The organism is Lederbergia citrea (assembly GCF_018343525.1).
In the GTDB taxonomy this organism is placed as follows: domain Bacteria; phylum Bacillota; class Bacilli; order Bacillales; family Bacillaceae_C; genus Lederbergia; species Lederbergia citrea.
Genome location: NZ_JAGYPH010000001.1, coordinates 955,876 through 981,409 on the forward strand (window position 1 = coordinate 955,876; position 25,534 = coordinate 981,409).

The following is a 25,534-nucleotide window of genomic DNA, read 5'->3' on the forward strand; positions in this document are numbered from 1 at the left end:
ATTTACTAAATGATTTTAAACACGAAATACGGCGTTGTAGCGTCCTTGGCTTAATATTATGATTAATGACCTGATCTTGCACAAAACGACGCACACTAGACGATGTAAGTTCATATAAATCCAAAGATCGGTCGTTAGCAGTTATAAAATCACTGTAAAACTATTCATCGAACGCGTAACTCGTTAACGTGTTCGATGAATAGTTTTTCTCAACTTGTAAATACATAAGATAATCATCCGTAGCTTGAATGTAATTCATAATTATCAGACCTCCTGGGAATTATTCAGTCCAGCCCTAGAAATTATGTTCGAAACCATTTATTATGAGAACATACCGAATTATAAGAAGAACCCTAAGAGTTACGAGAACCAGCTTTGAATATTATAGTCAACTTGAGCCTAGGTAGGGGACTATAATGAATCTTATGGGAACTTGAGGTTGCGATCCCTTGTTACTATTATGTTTTATTCTAGTTTACATAATATATATTATGAGAAGTTAAATGAATAAAACGAATTTTGTCTCATATCAAAAGTATACTTTTGATAATGAGACAAAATTTAATTTTTTATAGGTTTTAAAATATCTTGGAAAAAAACTATTAAGTTATTTTGCTGTTCACTTAACATTTTTTGTTTCCGATCAACTAAATATTATTATTTGTCGGTCTTCAACCATATTTATAACTTATTTTCAATCTCGATAGTCTTTTTCATCCGCCTAGGATTTTTTTATAAGAATCATCCTAGTTCCTAATTATTAGCTTTAGAATTTCATCAATATATTAGCCAGAGCTCTCTAGAGCATTTTGATTAGGAAATTAAATCGGATTGGCGTAGCATTATAAAATCTACCAAATGCCTTTTCAGCATTCCAGGCGCGGTACGAAGGCAAATCTTCCGTACTCATCGTTGTTAGTCATATCAATTCTCCTTGTAACATAAACATCCCCCCTTCCATCTAACCTTTTCTTCTAGAATTATTTATATGATAATAAACAGGAAATTCCCGAACATTATGGCAACGAAGCGAAAAAACATCAATTGCCATCCAATGACCAACTAATGTACGCCGAATTTGCGTCATTTTTCCTTTTAACGACTAAGGTTTTGTGTTCCGTAGTAGATAATTGAGCATTTTCAAATAACTCAATTTCATTTGAAGAGGAAACGATACTGACATTATTTTTGACTTTGATTGTAAAATAATCTAGTAGGCCGGGTGGTTTGGATTTATATCCGGAAATCTTTGAAAAATCAAGATAACAGCCAGATGAATCCGCTTTCAACGATACCTCTGATTGATAAACCACTTGACTGAATCCTTCTGCCGTGTTGGCAGCTAACATCGTGTCGAATCGTTGTTGATACGGTTCTAGGAATTTAACCCAACGGCTGACCACTTCTCCGTTTCGCTCGGGGTTGGAATGGAGCAAATTTGGCCAGTGCATGCCACAAATCGGACCGTTTATTTTACCGCTTACTTCCGGATCGAGCACATTCCATAAATATAGGTCCATTCCGCGATTTACCGCAATTAAAGATCCGTCAAATCCGAAGAGTTCCGATTCCGGTTGCTTCGACCTAGGCATTCCTTCAAACGGAAGAGAATGATACTTCACGCCGAATTGCTCAAGAATGAATGCAAGCCCTTCTTCCCCTGCACCATAATGGTGTTGATGTGCGGTGGCTACGAATGATTCTGGAAAAGGTCCGAGATCGTTTTCTTTTAGTATTGCAGCGAATGCCTCCAAGTGTGCTATTACGCTTTCTCTTGGTCTCATGTTTCCGTGTACGTCATGCCATTCCGCCCTCTCCATAACGCCCCCGTTACCCCAATATTCATGACCGATACCGTGCAAGCCCACTTCAATAAAACGGTTCTCGTTTCGAATGATAGCTGCCGCCTCTTTTAAGAGTGGAGAAGATTTCCATGGATTTCTCCATTGTTCACCCAAATATGTTGCGTCAGGCAGTGTTCTTAGGCGGTCGGTCAAGTCCCACTCACATAAAATGAATGAAGCCTGCGGACGCATGCCTAGCCGTTTGCCAAGTTCGGCGATCGCTGCATAATCCAATGGATGATGGTTCCGATTTATATCTGATCTCCACGGCCCGTTCTCACTGACGCTAGAACTGCCTGTCCACCATCCGGCATCATCTATTACCACTTGTATTGCAAGAGGAATACTTATCAAATTCATGCAATCAGCTCCTTCCATGTTCTATTCCCATGATTTTAGTAACGATTGAACTTCTCCTTGCTTTTTTTGGTAATATGCTGGACCACTATAAAGATCGTCAAATAACAGAAATCCTGCAGCTGAACGCATCTGTTTACCTGACAAAACATGCCCTTTGATTGCACGCTGCAATGAAGTCTCTTCCGGTAAAGTATGCAAATCTTCCGGCTTGGATACAAATACAGTTTCAAATACTGAATCATCATCAACAATTCGGTACAAATAAAAATCGCGCTGGAATTTCACCAAATTGGAATCCTCAGGTAGAATCTTCTGTAAAAGTGGATCAAACATCCAAGTATGACATATAAAACCCTTAAACTGTTGTTTAGGAAACAGCTTAGGATATGTTGCTAATGCGCTTCGATAAGATTCATCCAGCCGGTCATATTCCAATTTACCTCCGCGTGGAATATGGACATCCAGCATGGTATCCCCCTGTATTAACACTGCTTCCCATTCTGCTAAAGATAATTTTACAGTTTTCGGCAGAACCTTACCTAGTGGGGTTATAGGGCACCCTTTTGTAAAATCTGCATTATCAGTTAATCTCCCTCCTTCCTCTAATGCAATCACCTTTCTCGTATTCTTGTGACGGTAAACGCTGATACGCAGATCATATTTTTCAGGCATGAATTGCAGGCGGCCAATGCGGAAGAGCCTACCCTGAAAATGATTTAATAACCAACCGAGAAGGAAATTTTCGATTCCCCAGACACCTGTTCGTTTTCTCGATTCTTCCATAATGATTCCGATATCGGATAAGGTATCAAAAAGGATAGATTCCGTTAGGCCACGCATCTTATAGTTCTCTCTCAACCATGGCAGATTGGAAACTGCAACAATTAACGGAAACATCTGTGCCACAGCGCCCATTGCCACCTCTGGTAATGGCCAGCTTGCTACGTCATAAGCGTCCGAAGGACTAATTTCTTCATAAAGCAGGCATTTCCAAAGCCACGCAAGAGTGATCAAATCCTCCCTTCCTCTAATGAGCTCCAAAGCATGATAAAAAGCAGCTGATTTCTCTTCATTTAACTTGAAATATGGATTGGCCTCTGAAATATATTGATTACTTAAAAAATACAGCTGCTGATCACCTTTATATAAAGCTATTGCATTTTCCCAGTTTTTCCCCCACTCTTCCGGAGGATTTTGAATATGTAGTAAGGCCATCAACTCATGAAAGCTTTGTATGAGTCGAGTGTTTTTTTGATTTGGTTGCAACATGACATCAACACCTTAATTTCTTTATTTACGGCGAGGCTTAGCTTGATTAAATTTCATTTTGTATTTAGACTATCAATTCTATATTACAACTCCCATTTTAAACCAACTGCTCTAAAAAGAAAACCTCAAAATTTCGAGTTTACCGACAAATTAGAATTATTTGTAAAATGCGTAAAAGGAAGAATAAAATTTAAAATATTAAGAAGCCCAATTTCTCGGTATTAAAATTGAGAATTTGGGCTTTCTTCGTTTTTTATATCATTGAGAAATTTCATTAACTCATTTTCAAAATGTTTTCATTTCACTTAAAGTTTTTTTTCTCAACCAGGGCAATTTAATTATTCCTCTCAAGACATTGATAAACCGCCATCATATCTCGTTTATTCAACTCACGAATACGATTGAAAATTGGTATATCAGCAACAGCCTCATTATATAAGCTTTCATCAATAACATCACTAACATTACCAGTAAGCCATGCTGCTATCTCTATGCCTTCGACAACTTCTTCAAGTCCCTCATCATTGATACCACTTGCATTACAACTCACACAAGGTATCGTTAATTTAAATACACCATCATGTAGATTATCTTCTGTAATGACCTTCTTTCCTTTACAGAATGGACATGGATGACTTTTTTTAATCTTATTAATTTGGGTGACAATTTTTTTATAGCCAAAGGCTTCATAAACATACGTTAGTTTTTTGTATTTTCCATTAGTGAAATACTTGTCAATGATGGTTTCTCTCGTTTCAATGATATTGGCAAAATCACAGATGGTGATCCGATTATTCATGCTGATTGATTCAATATTGCTGCTTATACTGCCCCAAAATGGCAGGACATTTTGTAAAACCATTTCATAACCAACAAAGCTTGCTAGTTCCAGTTCAAGCATTTTCAGTGCGACTTGTGTTTCCCAAGGCAACTGGGAGACATCTTTCGTCAAGGTTATATCGCCGCCAACAATAGATTTCAATTTTACCAATTCCGGTAACTTGCCTACTGTTTTCATAACTTGATCAAGAGGCTGATGAATAATCTCTCGAATATCCGTGTCTCCAAATGTTAGTTTTTTATGATGGCTTAGCACGGTTCCTTCACAAATCGGACAGGTAATCATCTCTTTTGATGCTTTCATATGCTCTTTAATCATTGATTTTGAAATAGACATATAACGCCCAATGATTATATTAAAACCTTCCCATGTTCTCCGTGTCTTGCCTTCTTTATCGTAGAATGACTCTTCCCAATACCCGTATAAAAAGGTATGCTTCTCTTCATCTGTCATCTCATTATAGCTTTTACTAATATCGTGACCGAGCTCATTCTTGATCTCATCAAAAAGAAATTGCAATTTCGGATATTGATAATATTTTAATACCTCCATCACGTCTTGATGCAGTAGGCCGTCCCAGAATGGAACGGTTTTGTCTTGAATAACAACATCTATATCAAATTTTTCAATCATCCGACGACCAGAACAGTATTGACAATGATTTTCTTGATTATAGAAATCGAAGCTTCTTGTATCTTTATTGGTTGGATGGGCAGCCACAATATGGTTGATCAATCCACCTATCTCATAGAGAAAACTATATTGACTATACAAATGCCTTTCAAGATCGATAGCAATGACGGGTGCAATCGCATCTGATTCGTATTCACCATAAATCAGACGGGCCATTGATGATAAGCTTTTTAAGATGCCCCCCTTATATACGTTTTCCGCATGTTTAAAGTAGTCAATATGATTTTCTTCTAAGTAGTGAATACCCTTTTGCTGCTGGAGCGTGGAAGAAATAGGCGCTAGAGCCACGGTATCTTCCCTATTCTTTAATTGAAAATAGTCATCATGACTGACAACCTCAAGATACTCGACAGGTGCAATCCTTCTTTTACCAAAATCAACGATAAAATCAGAACTTTCCAGCATATAGTCATTATGTTCAATCATTATGATAGAAACTGATTCATCTTGCAGAATGTCCCTGACACTATCAATGAATTGGTTTAAAATATTTTGTGATAAACCTTTTGAAGGTTCGTCAAAAATAAACAGCGTATGTGGTTTTCTTGATTTCGCAAACAGCTCCGAAACTAAATGAACACATTGAAATTCACCAGTTGATAATGTTTGTGTTTTTCTTTCTAATGTCAAATAACCAAGTCCAAGTTTGATTAATAGGTTCAAGCGTTTATAAGCGATGTCTTCACTTGGAAGTTCATCAATAATATCTTCAATCGAGCGCTGAAAAATATCATCAATTTCGTCACTGTATTTGTTGAGTTTCTGTTTGATATCAAGAAAAGTTGCAACGGTTGACCGACTGGTAATAGATTGGTTTCGATCTTGACCTACCATAACCAGTTTATCTTTTGGAAATCGTTTCAGAAAATCTTTGGCTATACATTCATTGACAAGTGTAGATTTACCACATCCAGACTCACCCGTAACGGTTACAAGTCTATTTTTCGGAATCTGAAATTCAGCCATTTGAATATTACGGCAATATAGATCATGAAATTGATAGTATTCTGCTGGCATTGCCTGATTTCGTTCCCAATGAATTGGCCTGGGACGCGGTGATTCTTCCACAATTTTTCCGCCATATTTCCCACTGCCAGGTCCAAAGAACAATTGCTCATCCGTTGTATCGAGCACTGTGTCAGAATGATCAATAAGCCAAATTTGATTCTTATAGCCTAATTGTTTAATCTGTTCTAATATTTTCAACAATGTTTGGTGATCAAGACCCACTGAGATTTCATCAATAATAATCACGGTATTTTCACTTGCTGCCATGAATTCTGCCAAGTAAAGTCTTGTTAATTCTCCACCTGACAATGTACCCATAATGCGATTTAATGTTAAGTAACCAATATTCATATTAATAATATTTTTGAGAACATGTTGTTTTGCTTCACTAATATGTAATTCTTCTTTAAGGGAAAGAATCGTCTCAATGTTTAAGTTGTTGATGTCAGAAATACTATGTGGTTGATCCAATAACTCTATCTTATATTGCTCAACTTCCGGACTATAGCGCCTGCCCTCACACTTTTTACATTCTACATTTTTGTTAGTACCACGGCCTTTACAAGCTGGACACCAGCCTAATTCATTATTAAAGGAAAAAACTTCTGGAGAAAGATTAAATTTTTCAGCAAGCATCGCACGAATCTCTTTAAAAACGCCTGTATGTGTGCCAATTGTTGAACGTGGATTGGAAGAAATCGATGATCTTCCGAGAAAAAGTACTAAAGGCATCTCTTCCATCTTAATGGCACTGAAATTGGTTTCCATAATATTTGAAAATAAATACTGATATTCAGCCTTTGGCAATAAGGAAACGAGACGTTTCTTGGATTCTTCACCTATAGTTTGACAAAAAGTTGTTTTACCAGATCCAGACAAACCAGCAATTCCTAACGATTGATCTTCCGGCAAGACGGCATCTAAACGGTTAATATTGTTCGCAATCAATTGATTTATTTTCATTATGAAATCCTTTCATTTTCTAAATTTAGCATTGACATGTTAGGAAAACTTCAGAGGAAAATTATATATTCACTAAGCCAGATTAGGATAATCAGAAGTACATATTGTGATAAGAATTAGATTAGTCCTTCTTAAGCTAAAGCGCCCGTTATTGTAAGTACAATATTTCACTAACCTCTTTGTAATTACCTGTTTATTGAAAAATATCGTTTTCCATTAAATCTTTTTGTAATCTTCTACTATTGTCCAAATAGTATTAAGTGCTTCTTTAGCTTTCATTTTATCAGAATCTTTTTGAACATCATATGTTATCAATGCCTTCCATAGAGCCCATCCTCGTGCTCTATTCCAGGTAGTCTCGTCCAAATTTATTTCATTCTTGAACACTTTTCTACTGGCATTATCAAAAAAAGTCCAGGCTATTGCTGCATCACAAGAGGGATCTCCTACTCCCAAAATACCAAAATCAATGACTGCACAGAGCTTTCCATCTTTAACTAACAAATTCCCTGGTGCTATATCACCGTGTACCCACACAGACTTTGATTCCCATTCAGAATCTAAAGCTAACCGCCATATTTCACTCAATAAACCTCCATCAAAATCCTCTATGTTGTTCTCAATAGCATTTCGGGTTTCATCATTGTAAATAGATAAAGACCCACCTCTATAAAAATTATGCTTACCAGCTAAGGGACCTTCGTTGGTATCGATGGCTTGTAACTCTTTTAAAAATAACCCCAAGTCTTTTGCAATCTGATTAAGGTTTTCAATATTGTTATGAGATAGGGGTTCTCCTTCAAGCCACTTATTGATGGACCAGGACCAGGGATATTCTTCATTCGGATTTCCTTTTGCTATTGGAACAGGAATTGGTAATGTGAGTTTTTCAGCTAAAATCGGAAGCCACTTTTGTTCTTTTTCTACTTGTGGAGCATAGCCTGCTGCACTAGGTAACCTTACACTCATATCATCGCCTAGATGAAATGTTCTATTATCATTTCCACCATTTTTTACAGGTTTGATATATAAATCAGACCATTCTGGATACTGTTCCTTTATTAGTCTTGATATTAAATCTATATTGATAATCATTGTAAAACTCACCCACCCTTTTTCTAATCATAATAGTTATTTTCGTCCCCAACACTTTCAAATCCTTCTTCAAGTAAACTTCCCTTATTGTTCAATAAGAAAAGGCTGCATTTGTAGCAGCCAGATCTTCAAGGAAAGCCCCTTTAAGTGCATTACTAAACGATCTGACCTTTTTAGAAAAAAACACATCCATTAGTCAAAAATACTTTTACACGTTCCAGTACCTATGCCAAGCAATGAAAGGGAAGATATTAAAATTATTAAAAAGCCTAAAAGTATTACTCCACTTTCAAACGAAAAAAGAGAAAACAACTTTAAAGCCTTTTGCTCTCCTTTTGTATTCAAATATAGAAATAGTCTACCTATTGACACAAAAAACAATCCTATCCCAATACCAATAAAATCACACATTGGAACCCCCCGAAAAATAATTTCTCCTCCATAGTCTTTGCATTTAATCTCCAAAAAACAATGTGGCTAATCCTTTGTTAAACTAACCTGTTCGTTAGCTTAATAACTTCAACACAAAAGCGATAATCCTTCTTCGATTAACGCAACCGTTAGTTGAGGAAGAACTTAATTTCTAACCAGTATCGACTTTTATTGTTTAATCATTTGTTCATTGATTAGACGTTCTTTATCGTCCAAATTAAATCTACCGGGTGTCCAACTTGGAAGAATTCCATAACCCCCAATAATTTTTTCTTCTGCTTCGAATATTACTGCTTTCAAATGTTTTCCTTCAACATCTTCTTCTTTTAACTCATAGACATATTGTGTAACTTCTTCTCCTAAATACTCACTCAAAAATGTAAAACCACTCTCTCCATCATTACTAAGCATTTCATTAGGAATATCTAATATAATGCTTTCAACTTCGATAGACTTTTTAATTTCCCAACCTTTGTTTGATAAATATACTTTGTGTTCTTCATTAAGAATTTCTCGACTACAAGCAGAAACAAATAATATCCCAAGAAGTATTAAAAACATTTTCATTTTCATAATTGCACCTCCTGGTTTTAATAATGGTATTGAATTTCAATAAGTTTCAAAGGATTCATCTTATTGAGCTTAGGGAGTTTAAGTGTATATATACACATGAAAAGGTATCCCACTACCCATACTAACTTTGGGAGGTAGGTTATCTTATGAAATTCATCTGGTTGTCAGTATTATTATTGATAGGAAGTCAAAACAATCTTCCTGACAATTTAGTCGTTAGTCATGAAGGAAAAACAATTGCAAATGTTAATCGCGTTTATTTTTCAAACCCATTAATAGATATTCCGCTTATTGATCAAAAAAACTACAATGAATTTATTCAAAAACTAGATAAGACCATCTATAAACCGCCAATAAACGCTTCTCTGGATAACAATGGGAATATTGTTGCTGAAAAAGTAGGGTATAAACTGGACCATGAGGAGTTCACACGTTTGTTTTATACATATTTTTTCAATAAAGGCTCCTCTTACGTAGAAGCTCCCATGCATACAATATTTCCAAACGTGGATAGCGAACTGCTCTCACATATAAGAGTAAATCGAATTGGACAATATGCTACCTATTTTAATTCAAATAACAGAGAGCGTTCTCATAATATTTTACTTGCAAGTGAAGCAATCAATAACCACGTTGTTTTTCCTGGTGAGACTTTTTCCTTTAATAAAGTGGTCGGAAAACGAACGAGGGAAAAGGGCTATAAGCGGGCACCGGTTATCGTTAAGGGTGAATTGTCGGAGGACATTGGTGGTGGAATATGCCAAATTTCTTCAACGTTGTACAATGCAGTAGATAAAGCGGGGTTGACTATTACAGAACGATACTCCCATAGTAAACGAGTTAGCTATGTACCCTCAGGAAGAGACGCCACTGTTAGCTGGTATGGACCCGATTTCCGCTTTACGAACAAATACAACCAGCCTATATTGATTCGATCAAATGTTTACGGTGGAACCGTTAGAATATTGGTGTATTCGTCAGATGCCATTAATAATGAGCCACGAAAAATTCCCAGCGCTTCGTATAAGCTTCCGGAAGAAGCACCTATTGGATCAGAGGTGAATCAGAATCATTAAGTTTTTTCATAAAAACCGGACTAGTGAACTTGGTATGTCCGGTTTTTAGTTTGAATTTATTCTTTTTTCTTCGAGTGTTGTACTTGCTTGTGGTGGATATCGGTGATTTTCTGAACAACCGTTTTCTTTCACAAAAGCCCCCGATAGCATTCCTGTAGATCGTTAATTTTCGACTTTTAAAAAAATTGGGCTCATCCAGTATGATATGAGTATAGACACCACTCTTACTCACAACTTTAGGAAGACCCTACTATGATGTTAGCTTGCCTAACTCTTACAAGTTTAATGAGACTAACAGCAAGCTATTTTACAATTTCTAATTGGTGTATAATAGTGTGAAGAAATTGTATTTTAACGGGGTGGTAATGAAAATGAAGATTTTGTTTGATGAAACTTACACTTCAAATGACGGAAAGCGAACAAGCAGGAATATTTGGTATGGGGATGCTGATATATCTGTTGATGGTGAATATGGAAAAAACATTAATCTTAATGAAGATTTTATGGATAATTTATGCGAAATAATAAAAAATGACTTATCTAAAAATGCAGCAAATAAGCCTACTGAAACTAACTGGTATATTTATGGAAGTGGTGTAACTCAGGACGCTATTGGAGACAATATCGTTCCGTCAATTATGGTTCGTGAGAGGTCTGGCGAGTTTATAACTAATTTTAATATCAGTGACCACGATTTTGCCGTAAATATTGATGCTATTCTGTTGTTTAAGGCGGATTTTGAAAAACGTTTAGCTAGTCATTGAGGAGTAATATCACTATAAGCATTTTCAAACTATTTGAGGGGATGAATTCATAATGAATTCATTCTCCTTTTACTGATGTAGGAACGGAGTTCCCAAGTGCTGCTCACCTTTGTTCGTGGGCTGCTCTAGTTCCGGGACACAATGAGAGTGCCGGGAAAAGGAAGTCTTCCTCGCCCAAAAAAGGAAATAAATATCTCAGGTCTGCACTGACTGAAGAAACCTTCTGTTTAATATTTTTCGAACTGTTCTTAGGAATACTTAAAATAGTCCAATCTTTGTCCTTTATTTGTTTTCCAATATAAAGAATTTGTCCTAAGTGATAACTTATATGAGCCACTTCAGTCTGAATTGCCTGAAGCACACTTAATGGTTGTTGTCTTAAAAAAACAGTTTTATTTAGATCTTCTGCTTTAAGGTTTTCGATTGTATTAAAAAGTAATTTCCACCCTTCTTCCCAGATTTGCATTAGATGTTCTTTGGATTCATTATCATCAAAGAATTCCAAGTCTCTATTTCTATAAGACTTTTCTCCATCAGTAGTTAGAAAATCTACCCAACGTGAGTGCATATTCCCACTTAAATGCTTGATTATTATTGCAATGCTATTGGACTCTTCACTTGGCCTCCAGTGTAATTCGTCTTCTGTTATTTGCTGTATTCCCTTTTCTGCACGTTCTTTAAAGTGTTTAAATTGCCCTATTGCTAATGTAAGGTATTCCTTTTCAAAGTTCCTCAAAAAAATTCCCCCTTAGTTATTCAATATTATCTATATATGAGTTAATTTATTGAATTAAAGCACCCGTTACTTTAAGTGTAAGTTTTACAATCTAGAAAATTCACACTTCAAAAACTTAAATCAATATACACACCATAATGGTCACTTGGAAGAAATTGATGCAAAGATGTTGTTTTATTTGCGAATACTTCTATTTTAGAAAGTTTGGGTTCTTTCTTAGGATAGCAAGACTTTAATAGTATCCAATCAAAACGAACTGGAACTCTTATAGTATTCAAGTTATCTCTATTATGTAACCAACTGTTGTTTATAAAATCTAACGTTGGAGATTTTAGAGATTGTCCTAGATCAACCCAACTTGTATCAATCTTATTAAGTGATACCTCTCCCACTAAGAAATTGTAGATGCTAGATATATTAGGGATGCTATTAAAATCACCACAAAGTAGTTCATAGTCAGAACTATTGCTTTTGGAAATCCAATTTATCACTTCCATTATTTCTGTTTCTCTCGTAGATACACTTTTCCAATTTAAGTGTACATTTGTAATACCAATATTTAATCCGGCTAAATCAACAATTACTCTTTGTGCACATTGATTTAAAACATCATTTGTTATACTTATTTTTTCTAAAGGATACTTTGATAAAATAGCTAATCCTTCTTCTTCACCTTGGTATTGCATAAAATGGTAATGATTTATACCAACTTGTTTTGAAATAAACTTAATTTCCTGAAGACAAGGCACCTCTTGAAGAGCTATAACATCAGCATTTATTCTTATGATCTCATTAATAATTGCTTCTTTTCTCATTGCCCAAGTATCATTGTTATTCCATACATTAAAGGTTGCCACCCTCAACTAATTCACACCCTTTCAATTTTGTTTAACTTAAATTTTTCATTATAAATAATCTCATCAATAATATTATTGATTTCATTAGTTGTTAATTTAGCAGTATCTAAAAGATGTTTCTCATCCAATAAATATTATATAAACCGTTCTTTTTTGAATCCTCTTCCATATTTAATTCACCCCTCTTCAAAACGAATTTACCTTTTTCTACTTTCACTAAACTGCCCCGTTCGCTCAATAACTTCAACAAAAAAAGCGTTAATCCTTCTTCCATTAACGCCCCCGTTTGTTTAACTTTTGTATCACATCATATAGTGAGTAACAAAGATTTTTTTTCAATCACTACTTTAATTGTTGAAGCACTTTGTTCGGTTGATTGATTTGTTGTGTCAATAATATTGGATTCATAGATGCCCAAATTGTTAAATTGCTCCCACATTTTTTCCACCAATTCACTGTTGGCAACATCGTCTAATTTGGTACGATTGATTGCTCGCTTCATTGTTTCTTCTTTAGTCGCTCTTAAGATAATGTAATGTACTTCATAATTATCTTGTACGGCTTTTAACCAGGGCTCTAAGAACCAAGGACCAACAATTCCATCTATAATCACATCGTACCCACCACGTGCAAAACGTTTTGCAGCTTCCAAAAAGGCTTCAATAACAATTAAGTTTTGTTCTTGTGATTCCGGTAAAAATGGAGGTATTGCCCCCTTTTGAATATAGTGATAAAAATCATCCGTGTGCATATGTACCGACTTTGATAAATTAGACTCTTTAGCAACAATAGATGCTGTTGTACTTTTACCAGTCCCTGGTGAATCAGTAATTATAATAATTCTGCCTTGTTTCATAAATATTCTCCTTATTTAAATGGCCCGATTGTTGAACACAAGTTAAAGAAGACTCTTAAACTATCCTGCCCGTTAGTAAAAAAGCGTCGCCACTTATTGTAGAAACGCCCCCGTTAGCTTAAGTACAATGTTTCGCAAACTCTTTATTGTAAATTCATCTTATTAAGACTTTTTAACTTATTACACTCATTCAACAGGGTCGCCACCAAAGACTTTAGAGGTAAATTCCGAATGTGCCCTATCGACTGCTAATTGTCTAAATTTCTCTGGTTCAACCCAATCTTCTGTTTTAAATTCGTCAATAGGTACAACTTCAAGTTGAATTGTACCTTCCTCCGCATTTATCTTTTCTACTATTTCAACATATTGCTTGTGATACTCTTCTTTTTGTTCTTGGGTTAATTCCAAAGGAGTTACTAATACAACTTTTTCTTTATGGGTATCAGATACAGCCCCAACCTCTACTGCTTGTCCATTAGTTATATCCTCCGTTACTTTTTTTTCTGATTCTCTATTTACACTACATCCTACTAAAGCGATAGCTCCAATTAAAATTCCTACACATATATACTTTTTCAACATTCACACCTCATTATAAAAATTATTGAACTATTCTAATATTAGTTTATACAACTTAGTATCCTATTACAATTGTTTAACTAACCTGGCGCTTTAGTACAATAAGAAAGATAAATAGTAGTGTCTGATTGCGAAATAAAAAGCCAACAGAATACTGTTAACAAACTATTGGCTGGCTTAATTGAATATGAATTTCTTATTTTTGTGAAATAGACTTCTCCTGATTACTGACTTTGTAAATCTTATATTATTTAGACTTAATAACATAAATCCAAGCATTATAAAAACATCTCCTTCTATAAGGGTCGCGATTTACAGTCGGCAATTTTAAAACACTTGCTTATAAGGTGCAAATTCCTGATATTAAGAAAGTAAGTCGCTAATAAGACTAAACTGGATTTTATTCCCAATATTCCCATAATTTCTATTCCTCCGAAAGCATAAAAACCGAAGATAAGTGATGGCCATAACTCGATAATACCTATAGGCATAAACTCTTTCATATTATTCGGTATTCGAGCATCATTACTGCTTCCACCCAAGAATCCAAAAAGAATTGCAACTGCCAAAAAAATAATAAGCGTTACTTTCTTAAATTCTTACACTCTATAGTTTAAGTAGAATCATTCGCAATACCTTATTTTTACCATATAAAATGACTTATTTGCTTTCACGTTTTCCATAATATGCTTTGTTCTTTTTATTTACGGTGGTCCATATATATTGAATCATTAAGGAAAGTACGGTGAAAATTATGAGACCAACCTTTTTGCTGATAATAGATTTTGTACTGTTTTTTATCTTTCCTTTGGCATTTTGGGAGTTATGTCGGGAGGTTATAGGGGACTATCCCACTATGATTCTTTGTACCCTGCCGGGGATCCTTTATAGCTTGTACCGATTTAATGATACTGGAAAGCTTAATTATACGGGAATATTTATCATAATGAATTTAATTGCAGGACTAGTGGTATTTTCTGTCTGGGTCTGCGTTACAATTATTATGGAATAATGTTTTTTTTTCAACAGCATTATTAATTATATATTCTCTAAGCCTTGCAGCCAAAAAACCTGTTTATTTATACTTTGCATTAGATCTAATGGGGGCAAGGGGATATGATAGAAAAATAATAAAAGAGCTGTTTTTTGAAAAGAAGACATACAAGCTTTTCCAACTGATTACGCTACTACACTGTGCGAATGAAGTTTTATATATTGTGTGTTTATCAGGATGGATAATGATATATGGAGTAGAGGCATACAAACTTGAAATTATACTGAATTCATCTCTTAATATCATATTGTCGGGTGCATCGCTGACTTTTTACTTCTATATCCATCAGGCAGTGAACGAAATAACACCGGTCAAAAAAATGGCTATAGCAAAGGCAAGAAGAGTAACTTCGTTTCCTATTGAAAGAGCCTACATTTATTTTAGCACCCTTAAGCGGTAGTGAAAGTTAAACCACCTTGCACAGTTACTTTAAGTACATAATTTTACAAACTCTTTAAAAATCGACTTAGACATACTCACCATCCTTGTTAATTGAAGCTAAAGCCTACATAAGAGAGATTTGAGAACGCTTAGGGCTTTCGGATATTAATACTGCTTTGGACATATACACATACATGAAAAAGAACGTTAAAAAAGATGCTTGTTCCCAATAAGTTCAGTAACTTATTGGGAACAAGCATCTTTAAAAATCTCATTAAACAAAACATGAACATTATAAATTACTAGCGCTTATAAATGTTGTTAAGCCGCCATTTATAAGCATTTATTACATCATGCTGCCCATTATTCTGAACTAAGATTATTCAAAATAAAATACTTTGAATCTCGATGTTTATTCTGCTTCCTTTAAACGTATTTTATCTTGTTGAAAATTTTAAGAGTACAAACAACAATTCATTAAGTATAGTTCTGGATATTAATGGACTCAACTCTTTATTAATCACTATTCAATAACAATATAAAAACTCCATTTTGTAAAAGTTTGATCAAAATAGAGTCTCTCTTTTATATTTTAGGTTTTTTGCTTACGATAGTAGCATTACCGAAAAATTAAAAATTTTCAATCCAATCGCTGTATGCCTTTTTCAATCCTCTGCAAAATTGCTTCAGCTGAAGCCAGTTTACCTTCCAATCCAGAATCTCCGACCATGCCACTTTTTCCAGAAAGAATTGAACCAAGCACAGGTCCAGCCAGGGCATGCGCCGGTCGTAGACAAAATGCAAGCTCATATCCAGCAACTATCCTTTCATATTCCACGGGCAGTCCCGAATCTACCCTTAATCCAGTCCATAGTGCCTGTAAAAGTGCTTCATCATCTAAATTTGGATCCCACATTTGAAATAAAAGAGCGGCGGTTTGACTTAAATCTGCACCAGGCGTTCCTTGACCTACATAAGACCAGTCGATTAATACGGTTTTTCCAGAATAACGCCCTAGATTAGGTGGCCAAATATCATGATGTAGAAGGGTCTGCGGCAAGGCCTCAAGCTTGGGATAGATCAAATCCTGAGCCCTGCTAAGCTTTTTTAAAATTTCCCGTCTTTTTGCTGTAAATACCTTAGATATCTGATTTGCATAAGGATGCCCTTCAATGGATTGGCAATTTTTAGCGATCCGATCTACCCACAGCCCATCGTACATTGCTTGTGCCCTGTGTCGAAGGAATGGCATTTTTTTAAGCTCATCTTCCCTTCCCCACCATGTACGATGCAATTCCGATATATCCCGGATCATTTTCGCCAATGCTTCTGGTGTCCAATCGATGTCAAAAGCTTTCTCTCCTAGATCCTCCATCCATAGCCAATATTGGCCTAAATCGGGTCGAATCATAAGACCATATGTTTTGGGAATATAGAGATTTTCCTTTATATCTTCAAATAAGTCATTCTGATAACAATCTGCTTCCCTGCGTGCAAATGCCGGATCTAATGCTTGGCTACTAACTTCTCTCGATTCTTTTAAAATAATGGAATCTGGAGCATAACTTAATTGTGGATCTGAATAAGTTAGTTTAAATCGATGGATATCGCCTCCTCCATGCGATTTTCCACCTGCAAGCTCCCTGCTGAAAGCAACTACTGTAGCATCATTGAAGCCAGCCTTTCTCATTAGATTTGTAAGGTATCTACAATCAATGGCGTCTATTGTTGTAATTTTGTCCAATACAGATTCAGACATAAGTATTCCTCCTTTTGAGTGTTTTATAATATTTATGAACCGGTTCCCGTATAACCGCGAAGCCCAACTTTCCAAACTGCAATCGCAACAATCATAACGAATATAGCCATAACTGGAGATAAAAATGCCAGTTGTGCACCTGGTTTATGTAAAATTGCTGCAGTTGGAAAATATGTCCCAAATGCGAAAGGTATGACCCATGTTACCAAAGAACGAATCGGCAAAGGATATACTTCTAAAGGATATCTACCAAGTTCCCCTATTTGATAGGCAAGATAAGGTAAATTAGTTTGTTGTCCCCCAGTCCAAAATGATATACATTCTGCAAGCAGAAGCGCACTTATAAGTACCACGCAACCGGATATAATAGCTAGTACAAACCAACCGATGCTATATGCATTCCATGTTAATCCAGAGTTTAATCCAGCAATGATTACCATAGCACTACCACTAATGAAATGACCGATTCCCTGTACCCCAAAGGCAGAACCTAGAATATGAAATAGCGGCCAGACCGGACGAACTAACAGTTTATCCATCTCTCCCCTCGCTATATTTCCGCTGATAGACCACACCCCTTGAAACAGAGTGCTTGCAATAGATCTTGACAAAATGGCAAGTCCGTATAAAAGCATTACCTCCCATTTCGTCCACCCCACAATAGCTGGTACATTTCGATAGAGGACTGTTAGAAAAAAGATAGCGGCCAAATGACCGGATATGGAAGCAAAAACACCCATAAAAAAATCAATATCATATTCCATATGAGCCTTTAATGATTGTTTTAAAAACCTTGGATAAAGTTTTATATGCCTCCACATTTGTCGAGTATTAACCACCATTTACAGTCAGCCTCCTCACAGCCCTTTTCCAGACAAGTCTGGCTAGAAACCATAAAGCCATTGCCCAAATCAATTGATGAATGAGTGAGGTCCATATTGCATTCCCGGAAATTTGGCCAGTGAAAATGCGTGCAGGGATGGCTGTAGTTCCTACGAATGGAAGCACATTAAGAACACTTCGAATGGAATTTGGCAATAGCTCTAAAGGGAAATACGCTCCTCCAAGCATTCCAACAATGGTAGCCCGGGTGACAATCAATCCTCGGATATCTGTTAGCCAAAATGCAGCCACACCTGTAAGATAAGCCAAATCATATTTGATGATTAAAGCTAGAAATACGCTAATCAAAAAAATAATTACGGTCGTCCAATCTTGAGGATAGATCATACCTAACCATGCAAAACCCAATATCCCGGTTATCAATACCAACCAAATGCCTTCTATGATTGCGGTTCCAATTGCACTGGAAAAGTGAAGTAACTGATGATCTAGCGGCCTAACCAAATCTGAAATAACATCTCCAGTGCGTACTGAATTAGCGATTAAGCTTTCTGTACGAAAGCTAAGGAGCCCGTCAAGCATAAAAGCGATGAGTACGTAGGTTAAGAGACTTTGATGACTAAAATCACCGATACCTTGTCCACCGGAAAGGGCAGCCTTCCAAAGAGCAGCAAAAGCAATTACCCGAACAATATTTCCTAAAAGACTTAATAAATAAGCGCTTCGGTATGTAACGGCTCGACGATAGGCTACTAAACTCAAATATTTATATTTTCGTAATAATAACGGCCATGACCTACTCGCCCGGCGAAATCTTTCATTTGGTTTGCTTAGATTCATTCCAGGTTCCATCACCTCACTTCACCCCTGTAAAGTTCGGCAACAGTCTTCTCTATGGAAGGTTCCTCAATAACTAGATCCATTAGGGTATATTTGTTCATCACGTGACTGGCAATATCGGCTGCTGAAGTTTTTGTATGATCATAATATAACGATACCCATATCCCATTTTGTTCCATATGCATCACTTCTGGGGGCAGCTCTTGTGCTAACTTATTAGCACTATGTAAATCTTTAAATGCTACTCGAATGACTCTATTTTCGCAGAATTGCTCTCGGAAATTAGCGAGGGAACCGTTGTATATCATTTGTCCTTTATCAATGACAATTAACTTTTGACATATCTCTTCAATATCCCTAAGATCATGAGTTGTAAGGAGTATCGTTACCCCCCATTCTTGATTCAGCTCCCGGAGTGCTGCACGAATTCTTTGCTTAACAGCTATATCTAAACCGATTGTAGGTTCATCAAGAAAAAGTACCGGCGGTCGATGGAGTAGAGCAGCCGCAATTTCTGCCCTTATCCTTTGACCAAGTGATAGTTGCCGGACTGGCCTATCTAAAATTGGTTCGAGTTCAAGAATATCTACTAACCATTTCATAGTAGTTCTATATTCTTGCGGAGTTATTTCATATATCACCTGTAAAAGATCAAATGAATCACTCAGAGGTAAATCCCACCAAAGCGTCGTTTTTTGGCCAAAGACTACCCCGATATTCAGGGCATGATTCATTCGATCACGATGGGGAATTAATCCATTTACTTCAAGACTGCCTGAGGTTGGTACAAGGATGCCAGATAACATTTTTACAACGGTTGATTTTCCGGCTCCATTGGGACCAAGAAAACCGACTGTATCACCGCTATCGATAGTAAAGCTAATGTTATTGACAGCTGTAATACATTGATATTTACCATGTAGGCTTACAAACTGTTTAAAAGAATTTATAATCCCCGAATGTTTCTGCGACTTTTTTCTGTTGCGTACTTGATAAATCTTGCTGAGCTCATTGACGGTAATCAGACTCAAAAGCCCTCCCTCCTTCTTCGCTACATTCTTTTTCGACACAAGTACTTATTCGTTATATTAATTTTAATACCTTCTTATTAAGAAATACTTTCCATTCATTTTCGTAAGCATCAAATAATCCCCACTCTTTTAAAAGGTGGGGATTATTTGACGCTTACCATTTTATAAATCGTAAGTTGGAGGCAAAAATAAAATAAAATTACCAAGAATGCTTTTTATAGGTATATCCATATTCATACTTTCATCAAATATTGCATTAAAATACGTATTTAAAGTTTTAAAAAGTATAAAACTTATATATAAAGCAACCTTAATTACCTTTTTCATTTTCTCCCGCACTGTTTTTTTAAAAAATACTATACTCCTTTTTGATGTAAAGCACCCGTTAGTTTAAGTAGATTAATTCACAATCTCTTCTACACCCAAAAATCCGTTTAAATATTCAGCTCAGAATCTGGTTGTATAAAAAGTCGCCCTCTTATTAGAGAAAAGCACCAATTCAGCTTATGGGCTTCAAACAAAGCTACTTATTGATTATTTTGGAAATATCAATATAGGTAAGATAACAACCCTTCAACTGAAAAATTATTTAGCTGAATCAAGGTTATTGCTTTTATCTGAAATATTGTTTAGTTTAATAATAGAGCTTACTGTGTGAGGTGTAAAAATGAAACAGTTTGAAAATGTTTATTATTTTTTTAGTAACGTACAATTAAATCCTAGTAAATTTTTTAGAGATACTTTTATAAAAAGAACGGAAGCTCCAATTAAATCGAATGATTCAAATACTCCAAGACTATTAGTTATAGATGTCGAGAATACAATTAATAATTTCACTTTCACTTTCAAAGATTTAGTTTATAACTGTTCTTACAGTTATAAAAGCTTAGATCCAGAGAAAACAGTGTTTAAAGTTACTATTGTTCTTAGTTATACTTCTAGAAAAGAACAGGCAGGTCACGCATTCTCTGAACTAATTCGAACTATAAAAGTTAATAAGAAAAGCGATTTTAATATGACCCCAATAATTGATTCACTTTCAACTTATTATTCAGAAAGGCTATACGGTAAGCTAGCATTTTATGAGCGAAGCATGCGATCTTTAATAACTGCAATATTTATTCCAATTTATAAAGACTCTTGGGCAGAAAAGCTAGAAGATTCATTGGGTAAAGAAATAAAAGGCAATAAAAAAGAACTTCTAGAGGGGGCACTAGAAACATTAGATTTAAATGATTTAGAGAGTATTTTTTTTGATAAAAAGTTAAACATTGATGTAGATAATTATGATAGTAAGTTTGAAGTACAAAAAGTTGATTCATTACCTAAAGAAGAATTAGTGAACATAATCAAAGGTAACAGGCCCAGATCATTGTGGGAAAAGGAAATTTCGAAATATGCCATTATTGATAATGCCCAAGAAAGAATGAAAAGAATAAGAGAACTGAGAAATAAAATTGCACATAATAAAACCTTTACAGATAGAAACTTTAATAATCTACAGAAAGAACTTGATTTCATTATCCCAAAATTAAATGAAGCTGAAGTTAAAATACTAAGTGTTCGTGACACCGAAGTCCTCAAGCAAACCATAAAACTAATTGGAGAAAAATTTGCTGAGTTAAATCTTAAATTGCACGCACCATATGTTGAAGCTTTAGAAAAAATCAGCACCTCCATTAAGCAAGTGTTTTCCAATGAGTTTTTTGATATAAGAAAACAACTGACAATAGTGAATCCATTACCAGATTTCGCGAAAGCAATAAAATATACCAACGATGAAATTAAAGAAAATAATACTGAATACGATGAATAAGAACATTAGTTTTACATCAACTAAAGCTCTCACTATTGTGGGGCTTTTCTCTTCAATCTCTAGTCATTGTATTGTGAATCCTAATTAATATACAGTTGTAATATATCATTGTACAATTCCTCACAGTACTTCACCAGATTAAACAGTGTGGTAAACATTTCGGAAACAATTAATACTTATCCAGGATAAATATCGTCATCCATTAAATTTTTCAATGCTCTTCAACGGAAGAAGTAGTACCCACCTCAACTCCGAAATTTTGTCTTGTCCTATATCTTTTTTATCTATAAATATTCTCCATTTAATTTACTCTATCCTTCCTAAAGTAACCTGCCCTTTAGCTTAATAACTTCAACAAAAAAAGCGTTAATCCTCGATTAATGCACCCGCTTAATGAAGAAGGATTAACGCTTATTCAACAATCGCGCCCGGTTGCTTAAGGTTGATATTAGTATATGATTACTAAAAATTAAATAAGTAAAAAAAGCTTAGAGAATTTACTGGAATACTACTGAAAAAAGAAGAAAGTCTCGGAACATGAAAACGTTCCCTCTACACAAGGGAACGTTTTTCACTGCTGATTTGATCGATTAAATCAGGGAGTTCGGAAATTGGCTTAAGAAATATACTTTCTTCGTATGGTCGGAATTCAATGTCGCCGACTTTGACAGCAAGGTCATATTCACCGACTATTGCATCTAGCAGAATGAAAGCGGCGGTAAGACAGTCATCATCGTTAGTGGCGGAGTCCTTTAAATATATATCCAAATCTAATAAACCATCGAGCCTAGTATAGGTAAAGAACATATTTTCAGGTTCTAAATAAACGTCACCTATCTGAATGTCAGAAGCCTCCTCTCTCTGCCGGAATGCAATAACCTTGAAATTTTCCATTACTGGTGCGGCCATTGCAAGTTTTTCCACAGCCGCAAATGCATCGAGATTTCCATCGGCACTAATAATGAATTCCCGTTTTCCATCAATTAGATCGACGCTGAATTCGAAAGTCAGAGCAGGATTTATTTTTAAAAGCTGTTTTTCGATGGCCGGAAAAGCGGCCTCTAGATTTTCTTCATTCAAGTGATAATATTCGTCCGAATGTTCGAAAAATCACTTCCAAAATTCGTTGTACGAATGCTTCAAATGAAGATTTCCTTTATTAAACAAAACCAGTCCGTTAAAACGCTCATATAGAGCAAAAACAGGATACAGGACACAAAAGAAAATAATGATCAGAGGTATCTTTTCAACAACTGGAATGAAACCTGACAATAAACTTTGTACCAGCTCCGATAAATAAATGAACAGAGGTATCATCAGCGCACAGATCAGTAGCAAGAAAGGGGTGACCCTCGTTTCTTTTAGCTTTACCCTGCAGTGCGGGCATTTCATTGTAAACGGCGTAGAGAACGCTTCAAAATCATCAAGCGTAATAGGAACCTCACATTGAGGGCAAGGCACAGAAGTTTTCATTGGGCTGTCTCCTCAGAAAAAAATTGACTTCTAAATTATAAATGAAAAAGAAATGTTTCGGAAGAAAAATTTGAATTGAATCAATCAATATTTAATAACTTTTAATATATCTCTTAAATGAAGTACATTGATGCAGATTTCTCAGCATTAAAATGTTTCTCTATTCTGCAAAACCGCCCTTTTCTTAAATAACTAAAATTAGACTTGACCTTTAACTTGTATATTGGCCTAGCTCTAATGAGAAAAGTTTTTTTGAGCAAGATGTGACTCCATCATCTGTGAACATAGTAACTTCATCTTGCTCTTTTTTAGTAAAATTCATAAACCCAGCCATTTTTTTGTAATCTGATTAGAGTGTTCTTAAACAAAGTATAGCCGTATGCCAGCCTACTTAGAGTGCCTAAAAAGGTGCCGATAAACTAGCAGTCGCATTCCTATAAAGCGCCCGCCCTATAATGGAATAACTAGGATATGATTTAAATCAAAAAAGCACTTTTTTCCTCTTCAACTAAAACACCCGTTCGAAATTTCCTTTGACTCGTTTGTAGGACATTTTCGCCCATACAGTAACACCAATCACTAGATTTAATACAACTTGAACTGCACTTACTCTTCCCATCACATCTATAGTTACATTGTTTTGGTAGAAGATCATGATCCCTGTGTTTAGGTACGTATTAGTAAAACATTGTATTGATTTTATTATCGTGTCTACTAACTTTTAAATTGATTCTTTGCTATAAGCCCATTAAAAACAGAATTGCAATTTGCCAAATTGAAACAGCAAGTGGAATGATTGATAGAAATTTTAACCATCTTTTTTTAGTTGCAAAGCCAATAGATAACATTGCTATTCCTACTATTAACATCACGATAATTGTTGAAAATGTCATATCTCAAACCCCTTTACAATTATGTTGTTAAATTTTAGAACCTCGAGCACATATAACCCCGTTCTGCTTTTAGGACTGGGTTATAATTAATTGTTTGATTTTTAAGCAAAATTTTTGTCGCACTTAAAAATATAACAATAAGCCCTTTAAATTTAAGGGTTTATTCAACAGTCGCGTCTGATTGTGGAATATCTCTATATCTAAAGATGTTTCAATCCTATTGTATCGAATTGGTCGTTAAAAAAGAGACTGTAAATCCTCTTCTATGCTCATCATTTTCTGTTTCACAAACCCTTTTAGCAGTGATAATATGATAATTTCCTTTCATAAATGCAAGGAATCCCCTTTAAGAAGTTTTAAATTACTTAACCTTTTTCGAATTTGCTTTTTTGTAGGCATCCATTAATATTATAAAATGTTTCAATCCTATTATAAATATTAAAAATGAGCGCATAATGATTCTTTTTCGCAGGCTTTACTTTATAATGCCACTAGATGATTTTTTTGGGGGGGAATTATACTTCTAAAATAAGGAAGGAGATCGATTATGAAAAAAATGATGTTTACAATAATAACCTGTCTAATGGCCATTGTATTAGCAGCATGCGGAGGAAATGAAGAAAGTAAAGAAGCTAAAAATGATGATAAAGCAAAAACAGCGGAAACCGATCAGCAGAAGGAACAGCAAAAGCAAATGGAAGCAATACAAAAGAAATTGGAAACGCAGCAAGTAGATGAAAAGAAAATTGTTGCCACAGTGAATGATAAAGAAATCTTAGGAAGCGACTATAACAGCACCTTAGCATCTATACAAGGACAAATGCAGCAAATGGGGCAAGATCCGACTTCCAAAGAAGCTGCAGAGCAAGTGAAAAACCAAACAATAGATAGCTTAGTCGGACAAACTCTTCTTCTTCAACAGGCAGATAAAAAAGGCTATAAAGTTTCGGAGGCAGATATTAATAAGCAGCTAAACGAAACGAAAAAACAGTTTAAAACAGAAAAAGAATTCGAAGCCGCTCTTAAAAAATCCGGTATGGATATGAAAACACTTGAAACTCTAATAGCTGACGATATTAAACTTAAACAGTACGTTGAGAAAGAAGTGCCGGCTGATGAAATAACCGATGAAGAAATTCAAAAAACGTATGACCAATATGCGGAACAAGGAAAGAGTACTGGACAAAAAGTTCCAAAGCTTGAAGAAGTAAAACCGCAAATCGAACAATCTCTTCAACAGCAAAAACAGCAGGAAAAACTCGCTCAGCAGGTTGATGAGTTAAAGAAAAATGCGAAGATTGATATTAAGATTTAAGATGTTTCACACAAAAATAAACAGCTTAAGGGGTTGTTGACAAATACCCCTTCAAACAAAAAAGAAGATGAATCCCTACAAAATGTAGTGTTCATCTTCTTTTTTATTTACTATATTTTGTATCTAATGAGTTTCAAATCGTCAAATGCTTAATTTCCGAAAGAATTCGGTAAAGTGGATTGT

21 protein-coding genes and 2 pseudogenes are annotated in these 25,534 nt (G+C 35.3%); 6 read left to right on the forward strand and 17 right to left on the reverse strand.

Features of this window, described 5'->3' with window-relative positions:
* Positions 1 to 1,040 precede the first annotated feature (1,040 nt).
* The 4 genes from KHA88_RS04925 to KHA88_RS04940 form a co-directional block, all read right to left on the reverse strand.
* Complete coding sequence (locus KHA88_RS04925; protein ID WP_213121448.1) at positions 1,041 to 2,204, reverse strand: hypothetical protein; 1,164 nt, start codon at positions 2,202 to 2,204, stop codon at positions 1,041 to 1,043.
* A 21-nt stretch (positions 2,205 to 2,225) separates the two neighbouring features.
* A complete protein-coding gene (locus tag KHA88_RS04930; RefSeq protein WP_213096884.1) occupies positions 2,226 to 3,473 on the reverse strand; it encodes an acyltransferase domain-containing protein in 1,248 nt (415 codons plus the stop codon).
* Positions 3,474 to 3,807: 334 nt separating this feature from the next.
* The gene (locus KHA88_RS04935; protein WP_213096883.1) at positions 3,808 to 6,978 is read right to left on the reverse strand and encodes an ATP-binding cassette domain-containing protein; all 3,171 of its coding nucleotides are present in this window, start codon (positions 6,976 to 6,978) and stop codon (positions 3,808 to 3,810) included.
* 216 nt (positions 6,979 to 7,194) lie between these two features.
* A complete protein-coding gene (locus tag KHA88_RS04940; protein WP_213121449.1) occupies positions 7,195 to 8,073 on the reverse strand; it encodes an aminoglycoside phosphotransferase family protein in 879 nt (292 codons plus the stop codon).
* Between the two features lie 226 nt (positions 8,074 to 8,299).
* On the opposite strand from KHA88_RS04940, the gene KHA88_RS04945 reads away from it, so the two are divergent.
* Positions 8,300 to 8,518, forward strand: a complete 219-nt coding sequence (locus tag KHA88_RS04945) for a hypothetical protein (RefSeq protein WP_213121450.1) — start codon at positions 8,300 to 8,302, stop codon at positions 8,516 to 8,518.
* 155 nt (positions 8,519 to 8,673) lie between these two features.
* Here the strand turns inward: KHA88_RS04945 and KHA88_RS04950 are convergent, their stop codons facing one another.
* Positions 8,674 to 9,078: a DUF4830 domain-containing protein gene (locus tag KHA88_RS04950; RefSeq protein ID WP_213121451.1), complete on the reverse strand. Its 405-nt coding sequence runs from the start codon at positions 9,076 to 9,078 to the stop codon at positions 8,674 to 8,676.
* A 146-nt stretch (positions 9,079 to 9,224) separates the two neighbouring features.
* On the opposite strand from KHA88_RS04950, the gene KHA88_RS04955 reads away from it, so the two are divergent.
* The 3 genes and pseudogenes from KHA88_RS04955 to KHA88_RS20860 form a co-directional block, all read left to right on the forward strand.
* Positions 9,225 to 10,154: a VanW family protein gene (locus KHA88_RS04955; RefSeq protein WP_213121452.1), complete on the forward strand. Its 930-nt coding sequence runs from the start codon at positions 9,225 to 9,227 to the stop codon at positions 10,152 to 10,154.
* A 371-nt stretch (positions 10,155 to 10,525) separates the two neighbouring features.
* Positions 10,526 to 10,918: a hypothetical protein gene (locus tag KHA88_RS04960; protein WP_213121453.1), complete on the forward strand. Its 393-nt coding sequence runs from the start codon at positions 10,526 to 10,528 to the stop codon at positions 10,916 to 10,918.
* Positions 10,919 to 11,004: 86 nt separating this feature from the next.
* A pseudogene (locus KHA88_RS20860) lies at positions 11,005 to 11,133 on the forward strand (transposase); the annotation flags it as partial.
* Positions 11,134 to 11,222: 89 nt separating this feature from the next.
* On the opposite strand, the pseudogene KHA88_RS04965 reads toward KHA88_RS20860, so the two are convergent.
* From KHA88_RS04965 to KHA88_RS05005, 9 genes and pseudogenes are all read right to left on the reverse strand, one after another.
* A pseudogene (locus KHA88_RS04965) lies at positions 11,223 to 11,654 on the reverse strand (DUF1572 family protein); the annotation flags it as partial.
* Positions 11,655 to 11,761: 107 nt separating this feature from the next.
* The gene (locus tag KHA88_RS04970; protein WP_213121455.1) at positions 11,762 to 12,511 is read right to left on the reverse strand and encodes an endonuclease/exonuclease/phosphatase family protein; all 750 of its coding nucleotides are present in this window, start codon (positions 12,509 to 12,511) and stop codon (positions 11,762 to 11,764) included.
* A gap of 106 nt (positions 12,512 to 12,617) precedes the next feature.
* A complete protein-coding gene (locus KHA88_RS04975) occupies positions 12,618 to 12,785 on the reverse strand; it encodes a hypothetical protein (RefSeq protein ID WP_213121456.1) in 168 nt (55 codons plus the stop codon).
* Between the two features lie 33 nt (positions 12,786 to 12,818).
* Positions 12,819 to 13,367: a P-loop nucleotide/nucleoside kinase family protein gene (locus tag KHA88_RS04980; RefSeq protein WP_213121457.1), complete on the reverse strand. Its 549-nt coding sequence runs from the start codon at positions 13,365 to 13,367 to the stop codon at positions 12,819 to 12,821.
* Between the two features lie 186 nt (positions 13,368 to 13,553).
* On the reverse strand, positions 13,554 to 13,946 hold the full coding sequence (locus KHA88_RS04985; protein WP_213121458.1) for a hypothetical protein: 393 nt from the start codon (positions 13,944 to 13,946) through the stop codon (positions 13,554 to 13,556).
* A gap of 2,075 nt (positions 13,947 to 16,021) precedes the next feature.
* Positions 16,022 to 17,140, reverse strand: coding sequence for a phosphotransferase (locus tag KHA88_RS04990; RefSeq protein ID WP_213096878.1), 1,119 nt, complete (start codon positions 17,138 to 17,140; stop codon positions 16,022 to 16,024).
* A gap of 32 nt (positions 17,141 to 17,172) precedes the next feature.
* A complete protein-coding gene (locus tag KHA88_RS04995) occupies positions 17,173 to 17,982 on the reverse strand; it encodes an ABC transporter permease (RefSeq protein ID WP_213096877.1) in 810 nt (269 codons plus the stop codon).
* Positions 17,972 to 18,835, reverse strand: coding sequence for an ABC transporter permease (locus KHA88_RS05000; RefSeq protein WP_213096876.1), 864 nt, complete (start codon positions 18,833 to 18,835; stop codon positions 17,972 to 17,974). The genes KHA88_RS04995 and KHA88_RS05000 overlap by 11 nt, the downstream gene beginning before the upstream one ends.
* Positions 18,835 to 19,854, reverse strand: a complete 1,020-nt coding sequence (locus tag KHA88_RS05005) for an ABC transporter ATP-binding protein (protein WP_213096875.1) — start codon at positions 19,852 to 19,854, stop codon at positions 18,835 to 18,837. Before KHA88_RS05005 ends, KHA88_RS05000 begins: the two co-directional genes overlap by 1 nt.
* Before the next feature lie 667 nt (positions 19,855 to 20,521).
* Between KHA88_RS05005 and KHA88_RS05010 the strand changes: the two genes are divergently transcribed.
* Positions 20,522 to 21,670 (forward strand): HEPN domain-containing protein, encoded by a 1,149-nt coding sequence (locus tag KHA88_RS05010; RefSeq protein WP_213121459.1) that lies wholly within the window; start codon positions 20,522 to 20,524, stop codon positions 21,668 to 21,670.
* Positions 21,671 to 22,222: 552 nt separating this feature from the next.
* On the opposite strand, the gene KHA88_RS05015 is transcribed toward KHA88_RS05010, so the two are convergent.
* The 3 genes from KHA88_RS05015 to KHA88_RS05025 form a co-directional block, all read right to left on the reverse strand.
* Entirely contained in the window at positions 22,223 to 22,750 is a 528-nt protein-coding gene (locus tag KHA88_RS05015; RefSeq protein WP_213121460.1) for a hypothetical protein, read from the reverse strand.
* A 30-nt stretch (positions 22,751 to 22,780) separates the two neighbouring features.
* Positions 22,781 to 23,143, reverse strand: a complete 363-nt coding sequence (locus KHA88_RS05020) for a hypothetical protein (protein WP_213121461.1) — start codon at positions 23,141 to 23,143, stop codon at positions 22,781 to 22,783.
* A 737-nt stretch (positions 23,144 to 23,880) separates the two neighbouring features.
* Positions 23,881 to 24,036: a hypothetical protein gene (locus KHA88_RS05025; RefSeq protein WP_213096866.1), complete on the reverse strand. Its 156-nt coding sequence runs from the start codon at positions 24,034 to 24,036 to the stop codon at positions 23,881 to 23,883.
* A gap of 547 nt (positions 24,037 to 24,583) precedes the next feature.
* On the opposite strand from KHA88_RS05025, the gene KHA88_RS05030 reads away from it, so the two are divergent.
* On the forward strand, positions 24,584 to 25,351 hold the full coding sequence (locus KHA88_RS05030) for a SurA N-terminal domain-containing protein (RefSeq protein ID WP_213121462.1): 768 nt from the start codon (positions 24,584 to 24,586) through the stop codon (positions 25,349 to 25,351).
* Positions 25,352 to 25,534: the final 183 nt, after the last annotated feature.